The following is a 17,005-nucleotide window of genomic DNA, read 5'->3' on the forward strand; positions in this document are numbered from 1 at the left end:
CTCATATCTTGAGGGGATTTTGTTATTTCATCATGCTGAATCGCTCTCATTGGAGCTGTCTTCGCCGGATTGGCTTTCATTATTGCTCCTTAATTGACCAATCAGGTTTAGCACGGAACCGACCGCCTGTATCCAGCCCCCCATTGTCTGAATCAATTCTCCATCTGTCGGCTCCTCTTCAAAGTCTGGATATTGATATTGTGTTTTTCCCTCCTCGTTCTCGCCTTCTTTGTCTTCATCGTTTCCTTCATCATTATCAGGATCCTTTTCAAGAAGGCTATTCCTAAGTTCGTCGATTCCTCCAATCGCCTGCATCGAATTTCCTATAGCCTGCAATATATTCCCGGTGACATTCAAGGCCTGTTCAGGTTCATCCGGATTCTCATATGCTCCGGCAACCGCGGTTCCGCCGCCCAACGCTTGAATCAAATTGCCTTTGATGATCAATTCCTGCTTCGTCACTTCATCGAAATCAATGACCAGCCCCAGGATGACAGTCGAATTGCCGATCGCTTGGATTTGGTTGCCGAGTTTATTCAGTGACCAGGTATCTTCCGCATCCGCCAATATCGCATTTCCCGTCGCTTGAAGTTCATTACCGATCAAATCCAGGTTTTTGCGAAAATCTTCGGAAAGCACTCTGGATGGTGTTCCCCCAACAGCAGAAATGACCGTCCCTATCGCCTGGGTCCATGAACCGAACGTTTCTTTGAATTGACTATCCATTTCTGCTGAACACCACCTGTTCCATGCATATTGAAAGATCTTCTTCGATACAAAAGGGTATAGCTACTTAGGATCGATGCTATGTATTTTTTTCTTGATATCAACGTTCGCCTACCTATAGTATACGAGTACATCAAAAATGGTGTGTAATTAAACCATTTTCAACTTCGATGGACCCCTTTTCCTTTTGTAGTCCGAGAACAAAAAAACATCCCGGATATGCTCCGGGACATTTTGTTGCAGTTTAGTGTGCATCATCTTTTTTAGGAGTGCTCAACGCTGCATTACGCCGTTTTGGACCTTAAAGCATGAATAGCTTCCCATTACCGTAACCGAGCAGCCAAGAGCCTCCAATTCGGAAATGGCACCCGGGATGAGAACATCGTCAAGGGCCATTTCAACGTCAATGATGAAGAAGTAATGGCCAAGGCCGGTTTTCATCGGTCTAGATTCGATCTTGGAGAGGTTCAGCTTCCTCCAGGAGAAAGCGGAAAGCACTTGATGCAGCTGCCCAGAGTGGTCGGCAGGAAGCTGGACCATCAAGGTCGTCTTCGCATCTCCTTCAACCGTCAAATGCCCGGCGTAGTCAACTTCACTGTTTGATACGACGATAAACTTCGTATGATTATGTTCGTAATCATGGATATTGTGCTTCACGATCGTCAGTCCATACTCCGCAGCAGCCATATCATTGGCAATGGCAGCAATGTTGATGTCAGGGTTCTCCATCACCATCTTCGCGGCAGCGGCGGTCGACGTCACATACTCGTATGGAATGCCCCTCAAATCCTTATGTAGAAATTTGCGGCATTGTGCAATGGCATGCGAATGCGAATATACCATGTCCGGTCTGAAACCTGGATACGCATGATCTGGATGCACCATATAATGCTGCTGGATCGGAATCGTCACTTCCCCTTTTATCGGTAAGGTGACTTCATGGACCAGGTAATCCATCGTTATATTGACCGATCCCTCCAATGCATTCTCGATGGGGACGAGCGTGTGATTCACTTCGCCGTCACGTACAGCATCAAGGCAGTCGGGAATCGTGTTCATCGGTATCTTTATGTCATTAGGAAATAGTCGAGAAACAGCTAAATCCGTGAACGTTGCTTTTGGCCCTAGAAATGCGATTTTTGATGTCATATTATAAACTCCCTTTCACGGAAAATCTATTGTTTATGTTATGCCATTTTCAGATTTTTTACAATAGTTAATCGCGACTAAAAAAAAACAGCCTGTACTTGTAACAAGTACAGGCTGTTTTTCAAGCGCCATTCCCAATGATTTCGACTTTCTCGACAAACTCCATTTTACGCAGTTTTGTAAGCAGTTCATCAATATCCATCGTCATCCCGCCCGTGTTGAGGGACAGGGTGACATTCGCACGTCCCTGCAATGGGATCGTTTGATGGATTGTCATGATGTTGCAGCCGGATGATGCGACGAGCCGTAAAAGCTCCGATAGAGTACCCGAACGATCTTCAAGATAAAAGAACAGGGTAATCAGTTTTTCTTTGACGACGGTATGAAACGGAAACACCGTGTCCCGGTATTTGTAAAAGGCACTTCTGCTCAGGTCCACACGCTGTACCGCTTCCCAAACTGATTCAGCTTTTCCCCGTTCAATCATTTCTTTTGCATCCAGCGTTTTTTTCATCGCTTCGGGAAGGACATCCTCTCTAACGAGGAAAAACTTCTGATCGCCCTTGTTCAACTCTGCACGCCTCCTTTTGCCTGCCATCATGGCATCTTATCAATCAACAAATTCAAATTCGTATTCAAGGATACGGACGATATCGCCATTTGTGGCACCTCTTTGTCGAAGGCCTTCGTCGACTCCGAATGAACGGAGCTGCCTCGCGAAACGACGGATCGATTCTTCACGGGTGAAATCCGTCATTTTGAATAGACGCTCGATCTTGAATCCAGATACGGCAAAGCTGCCATCGGATTCGCGTTCAATGCTGAACTCATCCGCCTGTGAAGTATGTTTATAAAGAACACGGTGAATTCCGGTATTTTCTTCTTCATGATCAAGAGGGAACTCAGGAGTTTCTTCGATTTTATCTGCAATTGCATAAAGAAGCTCACGGATTCCGGCACGCGTCACCGCAGAAATCGGGAATACAGGATAGTCTTCCTCGAGCTTTTCTTTGAAAGCCGCCAAGTTTTCTTCAGAGTCCGGCATATCCATTTTGCTGGCAACGATGATTTGCGGACGCTCGGTCAAGCGCAAATTGTATTCTTCCAGTTCCTTATTGATTGTCAGGTAGTCTTCATACGGATCCCTGCCTTCAAGACCGGACATATCGATCACATGGACGATTACCCTCGTCCTTTCAATATGGCGCAGGAATTGATGGCCAAGCCCGACTCCTTCAGATGCCCCTTCGATCAAACCAGGCAAATCGGCCATGACGAAGCTGCGGTGATCCTCCGTTTCCACCATTCCGAGGTTAGGGACGATCGTAGTGAAATGGTATTCGGCGATTTTAGGTCTCGCTGCTGAAACGACTGAAAGCAAAGTGGATTTTCCCACACTAGGGAAACCGACCAACCCGACATCAGCGAGCAGCTTCAACTCCATGATGATATCGCGTTCCTGGCCAGGTTCGCCGTTCTCCGCGATTTCAGGGGCAGGATTGGCAGGTGTGGCAAAACGGGAATTCCCCCTGCCTCCGCGTCCACCCTTGGCAATGATGGCGCGCTGTCCGTGCTCCACTAAATCAGCAATGACTTCCTTCGTTTTTTCATCAATGACGACCGTGCCTGGCGGAACCTTGATGACCATATCCTTTGCAGCCGCTCCATGCATGTTTTTGGACATGCCGTGCTCCCCGCGCGGTGCCTTAAAGTGACGTTGATAGCGGAAATCCATTAACGTGCGCAAGCCTTCCTCCACTTCAAAAACGACATTAGCGCCATTCCCGCCATCTCCGCCGGCAGGTCCGCCTTTTGGTATGAATTTCTCGCGACGATAAGCAACTATTCCGTTACCACCGTCTCCGCCTTTTATATAGACTTTCGTTTGATCGACAAACATGCTATCACTTCCTTGTTTTCTGCAAGTCAATTCTTGCTGTATACTTCTTTTAAAAATCAATAGTCATCTTAAAAAACATTTCGTCCCCAGCGCATTCGCACACTTCAATCGTTTGCTCAGCCGTTAGCGACCGTTCCAAAAACTCGATTACTGCCGGCTGGTCAATGAATTTGCCTTGCAAATGAAAGGAACAGCGCATGCTGTCCATTTGCTTTTTACCCATGGAAACAGACAGTACGTTTTCAAAAGCCGGATCCAGACTCTTATCCAAAATGGTAAAGTAATCGGTCGTCCAGCGATACATCAGCTCATCCACATCAGCAGATCCTTGAAAAACATCGATGATTTCATATTCGCAATAAAATGATCCGTTATTCCAATTGGAAGTCAGCAGCATCTCAGTGAATTTCGGTAAATTCAAGCTGGACAGGCGTGCTTCATTTTGGGTTTCAATAATGATTTCATCAATGATGCCCTTGACACGGTCAATTCTGTTCAGCTCAAGATTGCCTTTGATGATTTGAATTTTATTCAGCCAATCATGCCTGGTTTGACGCAGGGTTTCAATAGTCGTCCAATTTTTATTCATTATTAACACCTTCAATTATGATAAAGAAACTTTTTTCCGCTCTATCATGTTGAATACTTCCATTTTACAGTATAACAAAAAAACAACAAACAGGAAATGAAGCTCGATTCACATGCCTTCACATGAAGCCCCCGTCCAAAAAATACAGCCACACACCCTGAGTTCTTTGGACGATGGTAGAGCCATTTGAACTAGAAAAGAGAATGGGCCTTATCTTAGCACCAATCGGAGATGATATAGTTGAATTGGACTGTCCATCCGGATGAACCAAACGGGGTGAATGAGTAATGGGTTGTTCCCCTGAAAGTGTAAGAAAGCCCGCCGGTTGGCGAGCCTTTTGTATGTCAGAGGTTGCTTTTCCTTATACTAATGACTGAAGTCTCCTGCAAAACGCTGGTCATCTATCGAACCATAGTATAAATAAAGGGCCGGACCCCTTCTTCTCCACTATATGCCTACCATTATTAAAAATGACGCGGTATATAGTCTTGTAGAAGGAATCAGACCCTTTTGAGTCAGCCTCTGTTCAAAGATGCCAATTATGCTTCTTGTGCAACTGGATATACGCTTACTTTTTTACGGTCACGTCCGAAACGTTCGAATTTAACAACACCGTCTACTTTAGCGTATAGAGTATCGTCTCCACCACGGCCTACGTTCTCACCAGGATAGATTTTCGTTCCGCGTTGACGGTAAAGGATAGAGCCACCAGATACGAATTGACCGTCTGCACGCTTAGCGCCAAGACGCTTGGAGATTGAGTCACGTCCGTTCTTTGTAGAACCTACTCCTTTTTTCGAAGCGAAGAACTGAAGATTTAATCTTAACATATGTTCCACCTCCTATTGGTTGAGGATAATTTTCATGTATTTACCATAATCACGTTCGATGGTTTGCAGCGATACGAGCATTCCGTTCAAAAGCAGCTGAACCTTCTCTTCGGATTCCGGCGAAAGATTCCCCGGGATGACGCAGCGAAGATAGCCGCCTTCCCTTCCTTGCTCGATCTCAGGCTCTACATCCGTCAAGGACATGATTGCATTGACTGCCCCGAAGGAAACAGCCGACACACCTGCACAAACGATATCAGAACCTTTTTTAGCAAAGTTAGCATGTCCGCTTAGGGTGAACGAAGCAATTCGTTCCTGCGGAGCATCAAAGACAACTTTAATCATCTAGAATCAGCCCTTACGCGTTGATTGCTTCGATAACAACTTTTGTGTATGGTTGACGATGACCTTGTTTTTTACGATTGTTTTTCTTCGCTTTGTATTTGAAAACAGTGATTTTCTTTTGCTTCCCTTGTTTTTCGACAGTACCTGTTACAGTAGCGCCTTCAACTAGTGGAGCACCGACTTTCACGTCTTCGCCACCTACGAATAAAACTTTGTCAAATGTAACAGTTTCGCCTGCTTCTGCGTTTAATTTTTCAATGTAAACCGCTTCGCCAGCTGCTACTTTAATTTGTTTACCGCCAGTTTCGATAATTGCGTACATACTTGCACCTCCTTGAATGTCTCAGACTCGCCAATCACAGGCGTCTTGCCTGAAAGGCAAAAGCTTAGGACCTGATGTTGAGCGGTTGTAGCACGGGTGCTACAAACATAACAGTAAAATCCTATCATGAAACCGGAATGCCTGTCAATATATTTGTAGAAATTCCTGCCCATCATTCGATGGCGCCGCTGATTTCCTCAATGCTGCCGAAGCGTTTGATGGAATAAGCATTCACGGAGCCGGGGATAAATGTTACGAATAGCCTTTTGGCGATCAATTCCTCCAACGTCTGCCTGTAGGATTCCTGTTCGCCAAGCAGCACGTGCCAAACCGCCTCGCTTGCCTCGACCCAGACCGCTTCATCATCGGTCTTGCGGTGCTCCAGCAGTTCACGCTCCAGCCGGAAGGCCACGGTTTCAGGGCTTTCGATTTTTCCGCTTCCGTTGCAAACCGGGCAAGGGACCGTCATCCATTCGCTTAAAGACGGCGAGGTTCTCTTTCTCGTCACTTGGAGGATGCCCAGCTCAGTAAAGCCGATGACCTGTACCCGTTTCTCGTCCTTTGCCGTCTCCCTTTTAACGATATCGATGATTTCCTGCTCGTGTCGCGTTTGAGTCATATTGATGAAGTCGATCAAAATGATCCCGCTGATATTCCGCAGCCTTAACTGGCGGGCGACCTCTTTAGCCGCCGCCTGATTCACGGCAAACAAGGTTGCCTCCTTTGCCGCTTTTCCGGTAAATTTACCAGAATTGACATCGATGACGGTGAAAGCTTCCGTTTCTTCAAAAATCAGATAACCGCCATTATCGAGCCAAACGATTTTTTTATTCATTTTCTCCACTTGCGCCTCTATATTCGCTTCGGAAAAAATATTGTCTGGACCGGGTGCATGGGATATTTCCCACTCCTTCTGATTTTCCTGCACCCATTTCTTCAACACTTGGCTGGCGTCGAAATCATCGATGACAAGCTGTCCGGCAGCCGTTCGAGACATCTCATCCATGATCATCGTAAGAACTGAATCCCTCGACAAGAGCAGTGCCGGAGCCTTGAGAGAGGCAGCCTTCCTTTTTAATGCTTGATACTGCTCGCGCAATGAGTCCAGCCTTTCCAAGAAGACCGCCTCACTCTCCTTCTCCATCGAGGTGCGTATGATCAAGCCTTCATCAGGTTTTTTATTTCGCAGGGCTGTCTCCCGCCACTGTTTTTGGATTTGCTCGTTTTTGAATTTCTTTGACACGCCAACATAATCGTTTCCATGTATGTATACGAGGGATTCTGCGGAAAACTCGATCAATCCCGTCAATTTAGCTCCTTTTGTACCTGTTTCATCACGGCTTACCTGAACGAGCAGCTTTTCTCCCTGACGAACATATTGGCCGATGGCCGCTTTCCCATCGGTGTTTTTTGTCATTTGGTAGGAAGGGAGCTCGTCTCGATGCAGGAAGCCATTCTTATCCGCCCCGTAATCAATGAAGACGGCATCCATACCAGGCAATACCTTCGTCACCTTCCCAAGATAAATGTTACCGACCGTACTGCGCTTTTGTTCGGGCGTAATCACAAGCTGGCGCAGTACCTCATTCTCCAATACGGCGACTCTTTTTTCGCGTGAAGCAAGGTTCGCGATCATCTTTTTCATTAAAAAAATCCTCTCCTCAATTTGAAGAAAGGATAACATATTTAATAAGAATATAATAGGTCACCGATTTTCCCGTTTGTCATTTTCTCGGAAAAATAGGCATGGAGGATTTCCGTTTCATCCAATGATCCGCTCTCCTTGCCGTTTTTCATGATGATGACGGGATGTTTGCACCCCCGCTGAAACAGTTCCAGCACCTTATAAATCGGTTCTTGTGCATCCACCAAAATCGGCTTCAATTTCGCCAGGTCATTGGTATGCCCGTAATGACGCTGCAACAGGAAGCGGATAAACGCATAGTAGCGCTGCCGCCATTCCATCACAAGCGAAAGACCGATGAAAAAGACGATGAGCCAAATGTTCAAATTGAGCGGATCAAGAATGAGCCAGGTCAAAAAGGCCGTAACAGCGAAAGCTGCCGAAAAATGCAGTGTATGCTTCTGGGCTTCAAGAAAGGTGCAATATAGCGAAATGCCAATGAATAGCAGCCGTCCCCCGTCCAACGGCCAAATCGGCAGCAAATTAAAGGCTAGCAGCATCAGATTCATATACAAAAAGGGCTGATACAGCTCATGGGAAATAAAAGAAAAGAAATAAAGCAAAAATGCGGCACCAATGAGCCATACATGCTGAAGCGGGCCGGCAAGCACAACAGCCAAGTCCTCCTTCAAGCTTTTATTGCCATATTCCTCCGTCTCGACAGCCCCCCCAAAAGGAAGCAGCTGGATGGACTTTATCCGCCATTTAAAGTGCTGAGCACAGACGGCATGCCCCATTTCATGAATGAAGACGATGAGCAGCAGCATCAGCATTTCCACGAAATGGGCAGTGAGGATGGCAACACCAATCACGAACCACAATGTCGGATGCACCCTGATCTTGAGCAGTAATTTCCCATATTCACTCAAATTGAATCACCTTTTTAGGATTGACGAAAGCATCATTTTCTTTGATCGCCAAATAAAATCTGCCCTTCGATCCGTCTTCACTGACTGTAACCTGTCCAACTTCATTGCCCTTTTTAACGAATTCATACATCTTCACATCAATCTCTTTCAGCTGCCCATACCAGGATTCACTATGATTGGCATGCTGGATGACGACCGTCTTCCCTATTCCCTCCTTTTCACCGGCAAAAATGACTACGCCCTCATTGATTGCCTCGACCTTGGAGCCCTTGCTCGTTTCCAGGATGATCCCTTCACCGTTCGTCTCGAAGGTTTGGGTGATTTTGCCTGAAACTGGCGTCGCATAGCCCTCGTTCGAGTCAACCGTTTCCTTTTTCGCTTCCTTCGGCAAAAAAGCGATCGGTTTGCCAAACGCATTTTCGTACCAATTGGAGATGGAAGCGAACTGGAATTCCTTGCTCATGTTTTCCGAGACAAAGCTCCTGGCAGGATCAAGACGTGCCGAAGGATGCTTGAACATCACCGCAATGACCAGGAACAGGCAGACGCTGACAAGGATTTTAAAGAAAAAATATTCTTTCCTGAAGAGCGGATGATCTTTTTCCGAATATCCGTTGAATGAATCCACACCATATGATTCATCATTGTTGATTTCCGTCCAACTGCTGTTCCCAACTGGATTATCATTAAACTTCCGTCTCTTGGCAATGCGATTGCGGATATCTTTCCTGCGATCATCCATAAAGAATCCCCCCTGCTCTAAAAAGCGCTATATTACAGCGTATGAGCAACTTGTCCAGACTATGACCGTGAAAGGATGGTGGGAATAAAATAATTAACTCGCCTGAAAATCGAGGGAAAAGTGGTGTAATCCAAAGGATTTTCACACCAATTGCTGAAATTGAATAAACCACGTAAAATCCAATTGATATTGTTCCCTGAAATTTGTTATAATAAAGTGGTTTTAACATTATTGAGGGGGAACATTTTTTTATGTCAATCGAAATAGGCAGCAAAGTACAAGGTAAAGTAACAGGTATCACTAATTTTGGAGCATTCGTAGAATTACCGGGAGGCTCGACAGGTCTTGTGCATATTAGCGAAGTAGCAGATAGCTATGTAAAAGACGTCAATGACCATCTTAAAGTAGGCGACCAAATAGAAGTAAAAGTGATTAGTGAGAAAGACGGAAAAACTGCCTTGTCCATCAAAAAGGCTATAGATAGACCCGAAGGGCAAACCTCTTCTTATACCAAACGCCCACCACGCCAAGGGGATAGCCGTTCTAAAGATTTTCGTTCAAAAGGTAATTTCCAGCCAAAGGAAAATTTCGAAGATAAAATGAGTCGCTTTTTAAAGACCAGTGAAGAAAATTTATCGACCCTTAAACGCAGCACCGAATCAAAACGCGGCGGCAGGGGCGGAAGACGCGGATAACCCCGTCTCCATATGGATTAGGCAAGCCAGGAACCCTGGCTTGCCTTTTTTTTGCCCGCACCATAAAAAAAAGCGGGGCATCAAGTGCTCCCGCTTCGTCCTTGAATTTGCTTGACTGCAAGGGCTTTGCCCATCACATTTCAAACAATCCCAATTCAGCGCACGCTAAAGAATTTTTTCAATTTGGACATGAAGCCCTTTGGTTCGCCGCCGATTGGCGACAAGGGAACGGATTCACCAAGAATCCTCCGGGCTATGTTCCGGTAAGCAAGCGACACCCTATTGTCTGGATTATAGGCAATGGGCTCCTTTTTATTCGCTGCCACAATGACCTGGTCGTCGTCAGGAATGACGCCGATCAAGTCAATTTTCAGGAAATCGGTAACGCCATCGATATCCATTTCTTCATCTTCATGAAGCAAATGGCCGCGTATCCGGTTGATGATCAATTGAGGCGGTTCAATTTGCTCTTCTTTTTCAAGCAGGCCAATGATGCGGTCCGCATCCCTGACAGCGGGTCTCTCGGCAGTCGTAACGATGATTGCCTTGTCAGCGCCGGCAATGGCATTCCTGAAGCCCTGTTCAATGCCTGCTGGGCAGTCAATGAGGATATAATCATAATCCGGCTTCATATCGCTGATGAGCTTCTTCATCTGCTCTTCATTCACCGCTGATTTATCACTATTTTGCGGAGCCGGAAGCAAATAAAGCAAATCCTCGAAATGTTTATCTTTAATGAGCGCTTGATGGATCTTACAGCGCCCTTCGACCACATCGACCAAATCATAGATGATCCGGTTTTCCAATCCCATGATCACATCCAAGTTCCGCAGACCGATATCCGTATCTATCAAGCAAACCTTTTTGCCTAGAAGAGCTAAAGATGTTCCCAAATTGGCGGAGGTGGTCGTTTTCCCGACACCACCCTTACCGGATGTTATAACTATTGCCTCTCCCACGATTAGAGACCCCCTTCTAATCTATTTAAATTAGGTCTATATTTCTTTAAAACTTGCAGTTTGTCGATAATGATATTTTCTTCTTCGTCCATGAAGGCGCATTCCAGATCATGCCCCCATTTCGTATATTCGTCAGGAGATAAATTGACCTGTCCGGCAATGCGGAGCTGGGCAGGCTTCATGACCGAGGCTGCTATTATGGCCTCATTATTCCCCATGTATCCAGCATGGGCGATGCCCCTTAGCTGCCCCATCACATATATGCTGCCGCCCGCACGCACCGTTCCATCAGGATTGACATCCCCGATCAGAAGTAAATCACCGGGAACTTCAAAAACCTGTCCAGATCTTATCACCTTGGTCACGGTCGTCACTTGGTTTTCATCTTTCCAGCGGTTCGCCTCATCCTTTGTCAGGACATTTGAAATCATCTCGTCTACGAAAAGCTTCTTTTTTTTATGGATGACCTCTTTAATCATTTTTGTTTGTTTTTCATCAAGATAGCGGTTCCCTGTATGTACTTTAACGGAAATGGACGGGTCATTTTCTTGAAACTGATAGTTTGCGGAAAGCTTCACTTCTAACTCTTTCAACAAATCGGAAAATGAGCAAGAATCATCGAGATGAAGCATAAACCCGTCTTTTGTTCCCTTAATCATGACATTTTGCTGAATTCTTTTATTCATGACGTTTGTTTCACCTCAATGAAATATAATTCGACATAGGAAAACAATTTTCCTTTTTCTACGTACTCTGAAAAGAAAAAATGCGATTCCGGCCTGCACTTCGGGCATTGAAACGTTATTCCGCGTCTCCTTGCAAATCAAGCTTTTCGAATAATCTCTTTAAAGGATAGCAGCTGACGATGATGAATGCGAGATTCAATAACAAGGTCGGAAGCAATCTCCTTTCCGCGAATTCACCGAATGGCATATCGGCGAACGAAAGGATGGTATTCATCTGGAAGATGACCAGCTCCAAAACGGCCGTGAATATAAAAGCCGTCAGACAGGCAATCAATAGATTATTTTGCAGGATTTTCATGCATTTCGAAATCAAATAGGCAAGAAAAGGAAGCAGGAACATATAGATCCCCAAGATCTCCGTATACACGACATCATAAGTCAATCCAAGGATGGCCCCATAAAGCATGCCCATTTTCCTGGAACCGTACATCGCCAGGAAAAAAATGAAAATCATCATGAAATGGGGAACGAGGATTTTATCGTCCCCGAATGCATCGCCGGCAAACAGCTGCGCGAAAATGCTTTCAAAAACAAAAAAAATCAGTGCTACAAAAGAAAGGATGAATTGTTTCACTCCGCTTCATCCTCCCCATCACTTTCGTCCGCTACCCCGCCAACCTCACGCTGAACGACCATAACATTATTTATATCGTATAAATCCGTCGCAGGTTCAATATAAGCAGTCTGGTTCAATCCGTATTGGTCCACCTTGACGTCAACCACTTTTCCAATCAATAGTCCTTTCGGGAATATCCCGCCATAACCGGAAGTGATGACCGTAGAATCCTTCTTGATTTTTTTATCATATGGAATCCGTTTCATCAGCAGCAGGTTCTTTTTATCATCGAAACCTTCAATCAAACCGTAAGCTTTATCATCACCTTGTACGATTGCCGAGACGCGGTTCGCTTTATCGATTGAGCTCAGGAGCTGAACCGAAGCCGTAAAATCAGTCGCTGATTTAACCTTGCCCACAAGCACATTGGACTTGATGACGGCCATGTTTTTTTCTACCCCATTACGCTTTCCTTTATTGATCGTCAGCATCTCATTCCACCGGTCGGGATTACGGCCGATGACCGTCGATTGAATCGATGAATACTTCCGCAGGTCATCTTCTTTTTTGAGGTTATCACGGAATTCGTCATTTTCTTCCTTCAAGTCCTGGACCTGGGTTTTCAATAGTACATATTCATCCAGGCGGGCCTTCAATTTTTTGTTTTCATCGTATGTATGCTGAAGGTCTTTTAAGCCTCCTACAAAACCTGTTATACCCGATACTGGCTTATTAAACACATTTCCAACCCAGCCTGTCGTATCTTTCAGGAATTGCTCCGGCCAAGTCAACTCTTCTCTCTCCTTTAAAGAAAAACCGATCAATGCCACGAGAACGATGATACTAACGAGCAAGAGAAGGAGCTTTTTATTAAAAAACTGTGGCATGGTAATTGCACCTCTATATCTTAATATCTAATATCTACTACCTTTATACCTTATAAAACGTAAATGCGTTGCCCGTGCTGTTTGAACATAAGAAAAACCGGCTCAAAATTGCAACCTTTTGTTGAGCCGGCTCCTATTTGAGAAGTTATGCTTATCGGGAATCTCTTGATTTAGTTTTGAATAAATGGATATGATCCAGCGCTTTCCCCGTGCCGATCGCCACACAATCCAGCGGATTTTCGGCGATGATCACCGGCATTTGCGTTTCTTCACTGATGACTTTATCCAAATTGCGCAGCAAAGCGCCTCCGCCCGTCAACACGATGCCTCTGTCCATGATGTCAGCGGCCAATTCAGGCGGTGTTTTTTCCAGCGTATTTTTCACCGAGTCCACAATCGCGGAAACGGTATCGCTTAGTGCTTTGGATATCTCATCAGGTGTGATTTCAATCGTCTTCGGTAGACCCGTCAATAAATCACGGCCGCGAATTTCCATGTTTTCGACGCCTTCCGTATCACCTGCAGAACCAATTTCCATTTTAATCGCTTCTGCAGTACGCTCACCAATCATCAAATTGTAGTTTTTGCGTATGTAAACGATAATGGCATCATCCATTTCGTCACCAGCGATGCGGATGGATTGGCTTGTTACGATACCGCCAAGCGATATGATCGCCACTTCCGTCGTTCCTCCGCCAATATCCACGACCATGCTGCCTGTAGGCTCCCAAACTGGAAGGTCTGCACCAATCGCTGCTGCAAACGGTTCTTCGATCGGATATGCATCACGTGCGCCCGCTTGTCTCGCTGCATCGATGACTGCACGCTGCTCTACTGCAGTGATTCCAGAAGGAACGCAAATCATGACATATGGCTTGTTTCCGAATACACCCTTTTTTTGAGCTTCTTTCATATAGTACTTCATCATTGTTGCGGTCGTTTCATAATCAGCTATTACGCCATCCTTCATCGGACGAAGCGCAACCACGTTTCCAGGTGTACGGCCGATCATGTTCTTCGCATCGTTTCCGACTGCAACGATTTGCTTTGTATCGGTCTGCACTGCAACAACCGATGGTTCGCGAACCGCAATCCCTTTTCCTTTTACATATACGAGCGTGTTAGCCGTTCCTAAATCAATCCCTATATCTCTAGCGCCTATTCCAAACATTGGTATCTCCCTTTCGTAAACAAAAATGCCTTTTTTATAAGTTCAAGATGTAATTTGTCGTTTTTTGACAATAAGAGTTTTGAAAAAGTTTCCTCTTTTAAAAATCATAAACAATATTATATCGTATCGTCAAAAATTTTGATAGTGTCATAAATAACCTTTTTCCTTCAAGCTAACATATTTGTGTTCCCCGATAATGATGTGGTCCAATACTTCAATCCCGATAATTCTACCACATTCGACTAATCTTTTCGTCACTTCAATATCTTCTCTGCTAGGAGTGGGGTCTCCGGAGGGGTGGTTATGAAGACAGATGATAGAGGCGGCAGACCTTTTGAAAGCTTCTTTAAAAACCTCGCGGGGGTGCACGATTGAGGCATTGAGGCTGCCGATGAAGATTGTTGTCTTTTGAAGCACTTGATTTTTCGTATTTAAATAGAGGCAGACGAAATGTTCCTGGGACAAAAAACGCATGTCCTCCATGCAGTAATTAGCCCCGTCTTCAGGGGAACGGATCACATAGCGATCTTGATCATTCAGCTGGTTCATCCTCCTGCCAAGTTCGACCGATGCAAGAATATGGATGGCCTTCGCTTCCCCTATCCCTTTAATCCCGGTCAATTCTTCCACGGAGGCTTCTTTTAACAGACGCAGACCCTTGACGGAATTGATGAGCCTGCCGGCTAGCTGAAGTACGGATTCATCACGGGTCCCCGTCCTCAGCAGCAGCGCAAGCAATTCCTGATTGGAGAGGCTCTGTGGCCCGTCTTGCAGAAACCGTTCCCGCGGCCTTTCTTCTTTCGGGTAATCCCTTATTAACATTTTTTCATGCAAAACATTTGCCCTCCCTATAGAAGGGAGACGCCAGGGCGGAAATCGATTATCCCAGGTCCGCCTGCATCGCCTTGAGCTCACGGGCCAATCTCGAAACCGGAAGCCCGACGACAGAGAAGTAGTCCCCTTTGATTTGTTTGACAAGCAGGGATCCGTACCCTTGTATCCCATAGCTGCCTGCCTTATCAAAAGGTTCCCCGCTATCCAGATAATGTTCGATTTCAGCTTCTGGCAGCTCCCAAAAAGTCACTTCCGTTTTTTCCGCGAAAACCTTGCAATGCTTACCGAATAAAATGGCAACGCCCGTATATACCTCATGTGTACGTCCTGATAACATCTCCAGCATCCTTTTTCCATCGGCGCGGCTGGTTGGCTTGCCCAAAATCTTTCCATCAAGGACTACAACCGTGTCCGAACCGATCACCCAGCGTTCCTGAAATCTTGCTGCGATGGCCATCGCTTTGCGCGAGGCAAGCTCTTTCACGGCAGCATCCGGACACATGGTATCATCAATCGTTTCATCGACATTGGAATTCATGCTTTCAAAGGGGATTTGGAGAAACTGCAGAAGCTCTTTACGACGTGGTGATGAAGAAGCTAAAATCAATGGCTGCATAATTAAAAGGTCACCTTTCTTTACATAGGGAGATACATATCTATCCTATCAAATTATGATGCAATCCACAATTATTGTTTACTAGGAATCATCAAATCCAGGTGGGCATTTCCCGGAAAATAAAAAAGCTGTCTTGTGACAGCTTTTGACAGGGAGCTTGTCCAACTGGATAGTCCCTTTTCCCGTTAACTTGTTGCACTTTGGTAATTCAATAAAAAATCCAGGAGGCTTGCTTGTGCCTTGAGCAGCTCGTCTTCCTTTTTGGAACTCTCAAACTCGGTAATCGATTGTGCCGCTGCCGTTAGGTCAGCATTCATTTTAGTTAACCCTTCGGATACTTTCGCCGCTTTCAGTTCATTCAGATCTTTCTTCAGCGCCTCCCTGTTTACCGTCGCTTCTTTACCGCGAAGCTTGGCAGCCGATATTTCCGCTAGCGAAGCATATACCGTCTTCATCTTGTCGAGGTTTTTTTCATCCCCCTGGCTTTTTCCGGACGCTTCAAGGTTGATTTCCTTCCAGTAAACATCCACATCATACGACTTTAAGAATAAGGCCAGCTCCTTGCTTGAAGCGAGGCTCTCTGCAGAACCAAGGAATAAATAATAGCTGTCTTCCAGTTTGAAGATTTCAGCGGGAACCTGCTTTTCGAGGATTTTCTTTTGTACCTGCCTGGCTGCATCCTCGCTGCTGAACACTCCGCCCTGCACAAGAAATGTCTTCAGCTGCGTCGCATTCCCCTTCACTGCGGCTTTTTTATCTTCCACCGGAGCCTTCGTTGAAATCGGGGTCTCGGCCGAGGGGACCGCCGCTTTCTCCCTGGTGATCGTTTTAACGGCAATCAAGCCAAGAATCGATCCAAAGAACACGGCGCAAATGACAGCGATCAAAAATGTCTTAATCGGCCTTTTTTCCGAGCCTTTCCGCGAGCTGGCACCAAAGCCGATCAGCTTCGGGATTTTTTTCTTCGGGGGCGTGGGGACCAATACGATCTTGTTCTCGTTGGTTTCATCAGGCAAAATCCATTCAAAGCTATCATCTTGCCGTTCCTGCTCTTCACTCGCTGCCTCTTCCCTTTCAATCCTGCCATTATCGGCAAATCCTTTTTCTTCCCCATTTATCTTAATCTTAATACCTTTGCTTTTTCCTGGCTTGCCCACTTTTTTTCCTCCTCTCCAAATCATTTTTTCCATCCTATCATAGTGCAAAAAAAAAATAACAAGACTTTTGTCGTCTTGTCATTAATAGGTTTCGTCAAATTTTCCCTTTTACCGACCGCCTGGCTGAGAGGGTCTTCTTGTCCACTGGTACTTCTGGTTCATGATTGCCTCAATATCCATGCCTCACAGATTATGGAGCTGCCCGATTCTCCTTCCCCCCTCCTTGGA

The 17,005-nt window shown here is 45.6% G+C and carries 20 protein-coding genes and 1 other annotated feature; of the genes, 1 reads left to right on the forward strand and 19 read right to left on the reverse strand.

All coding sequences use genetic code 11. From position 1 onward, the window contains the following. Window positions 1-30 precede the first annotated feature (30 nt). From QNI08_RS00755 to QNI08_RS00805, 11 genes are all read right to left on the reverse strand, one after another. On the reverse strand, window positions 31-726 hold the full coding sequence (locus QNI08_RS00755) for a DUF6944 family repetitive protein (protein ID WP_285765528.1): 696 nt from the start codon (window positions 724-726) through the stop codon (window positions 31-33). A 273-nt stretch (window positions 727-999) separates the two neighbouring features. Continuing rightward, window positions 1,000-1,875, reverse strand: a complete 876-nt coding sequence (gene pheA / locus QNI08_RS00760) for a prephenate dehydratase (RefSeq protein WP_285765529.1) — start codon at window positions 1,873-1,875, stop codon at window positions 1,000-1,002. Window positions 1,876-1,996: 121 nt separating this feature from the next. Continuing rightward, a complete protein-coding gene (locus QNI08_RS00765; RefSeq protein WP_285765530.1) occupies window positions 1,997-2,446 on the reverse strand; it encodes an ACT domain-containing protein in 450 nt (149 codons plus the stop codon). Between the two features lie 39 nt (window positions 2,447-2,485). Beyond that, window positions 2,486-3,775 carry a GTPase ObgE gene (obgE, locus tag QNI08_RS00770; protein ID WP_285765531.1) on the reverse strand — a complete coding sequence of 430 codons (1,290 nt, stop codon included), beginning with the start codon at window positions 3,773-3,775 and terminating at the stop codon, window positions 2,486-2,488. A gap of 49 nt (window positions 3,776-3,824) precedes the next feature. Beyond that, complete coding sequence (locus QNI08_RS00775) at window positions 3,825-4,364, reverse strand: Spo0B domain-containing protein (protein ID WP_285765532.1); 540 nt, start codon at window positions 4,362-4,364, stop codon at window positions 3,825-3,827. Between the two features lie 539 nt (window positions 4,365-4,903). Next, window positions 4,904-5,194: a 50S ribosomal protein L27 gene (gene rpmA / locus QNI08_RS00780; RefSeq protein WP_061143474.1), complete on the reverse strand. Its 291-nt coding sequence runs from the start codon at window positions 5,192-5,194 to the stop codon at window positions 4,904-4,906. 12 nt (window positions 5,195-5,206) lie between these two features. After that, complete coding sequence (locus tag QNI08_RS00785) at window positions 5,207-5,539, reverse strand: ribosomal-processing cysteine protease Prp (RefSeq protein WP_061143475.1); 333 nt, start codon at window positions 5,537-5,539, stop codon at window positions 5,207-5,209. A gap of 13 nt (window positions 5,540-5,552) precedes the next feature. Beyond that, complete coding sequence (rplU, locus tag QNI08_RS00790; RefSeq protein WP_034308849.1) at window positions 5,553-5,861, reverse strand: 50S ribosomal protein L21; 309 nt, start codon at window positions 5,859-5,861, stop codon at window positions 5,553-5,555. A gap of 13 nt (window positions 5,862-5,874) precedes the next feature. Then, window positions 5,875-5,958 (reverse strand) — a sequence feature (ribosomal protein L21 leader region). Window positions 5,959-6,033: 75 nt separating this feature from the next. Beyond that, entirely contained in the window at window positions 6,034-7,506 is a 1,473-nt protein-coding gene (locus QNI08_RS00795; RefSeq protein WP_285765533.1) for an Rne/Rng family ribonuclease, read from the reverse strand. A 41-nt stretch (window positions 7,507-7,547) separates the two neighbouring features. Continuing rightward, entirely contained in the window at window positions 7,548-8,414 is an 867-nt protein-coding gene (locus tag QNI08_RS00800; protein ID WP_285765534.1) for a M50 family metallopeptidase, read from the reverse strand. Next, on the reverse strand, window positions 8,407-9,156 hold the full coding sequence (locus QNI08_RS00805; RefSeq protein WP_285765535.1) for a M23 family metallopeptidase: 750 nt from the start codon (window positions 9,154-9,156) through the stop codon (window positions 8,407-8,409). The genes QNI08_RS00800 and QNI08_RS00805 overlap by 8 nt, the downstream gene beginning before the upstream one ends. A 251-nt stretch (window positions 9,157-9,407) precedes the next feature. Here QNI08_RS00805 and QNI08_RS00810 point away from each other — a divergent pair, with 251 nt between their 5' ends. Beyond that, window positions 9,408-9,851, forward strand: a complete 444-nt coding sequence (locus tag QNI08_RS00810) for a S1 domain-containing RNA-binding protein (protein ID WP_285765536.1) — start codon at window positions 9,408-9,410, stop codon at window positions 9,849-9,851. Window positions 9,852-10,006: 155 nt separating this feature from the next. Here the strand turns inward: QNI08_RS00810 and minD are convergent, their stop codons facing one another. The 8 genes from minD to QNI08_RS00850 all read right to left on the reverse strand — a co-directional run bounded on the left by minD (window position 10,007) and on the right by QNI08_RS00850 (window position 16,777). Then, window positions 10,007-10,810, reverse strand: a complete 804-nt coding sequence (gene minD / locus QNI08_RS00815) for a septum site-determining protein MinD (protein WP_061143480.1) — start codon at window positions 10,808-10,810, stop codon at window positions 10,007-10,009. A gap of 2 nt (window positions 10,811-10,812) precedes the next feature. After that, window positions 10,813-11,496, reverse strand: coding sequence for a septum site-determining protein MinC (minC, locus tag QNI08_RS00820; protein ID WP_285765537.1), 684 nt, complete (start codon window positions 11,494-11,496; stop codon window positions 10,813-10,815). 115 nt (window positions 11,497-11,611) lie between these two features. Further along, a complete protein-coding gene (gene mreD / locus QNI08_RS00825) occupies window positions 11,612-12,130 on the reverse strand; it encodes a rod shape-determining protein MreD (RefSeq protein WP_285765538.1) in 519 nt (172 codons plus the stop codon). After that, window positions 12,127-12,999 (reverse strand): rod shape-determining protein MreC, encoded by an 873-nt coding sequence (gene mreC / locus QNI08_RS00830; protein ID WP_285765539.1) that lies wholly within the window; start codon window positions 12,997-12,999, stop codon window positions 12,127-12,129. Before mreC ends, mreD begins: the two co-directional genes overlap by 4 nt. Window positions 13,000-13,150: 151 nt before the next feature. Beyond that, complete coding sequence (locus QNI08_RS00835) at window positions 13,151-14,170, reverse strand: rod shape-determining protein (RefSeq protein ID WP_285765540.1); 1,020 nt, start codon at window positions 14,168-14,170, stop codon at window positions 13,151-13,153. A gap of 147 nt (window positions 14,171-14,317) precedes the next feature. Beyond that, entirely contained in the window at window positions 14,318-14,992 is a 675-nt protein-coding gene (gene radC / locus QNI08_RS00840) for a RadC family protein (protein WP_285765865.1), read from the reverse strand. A gap of 58 nt (window positions 14,993-15,050) precedes the next feature. Next, the gene (locus QNI08_RS00845; protein ID WP_285765541.1) at window positions 15,051-15,620 is read right to left on the reverse strand and encodes a Maf family protein; all 570 of its coding nucleotides are present in this window, start codon (window positions 15,618-15,620) and stop codon (window positions 15,051-15,053) included. Between the two features lie 185 nt (window positions 15,621-15,805). After that, entirely contained in the window at window positions 15,806-16,777 is a 972-nt protein-coding gene (locus QNI08_RS00850) for a hypothetical protein (protein WP_285765542.1), read from the reverse strand. Between the last annotated feature and the right edge of the window lie 228 nt (window positions 16,778-17,005).

This window comes from Peribacillus folii (assembly GCF_030271255.1).
Classification (GTDB): Bacteria; Bacillota; Bacilli; order Bacillales; family DSM-1321; genus Peribacillus.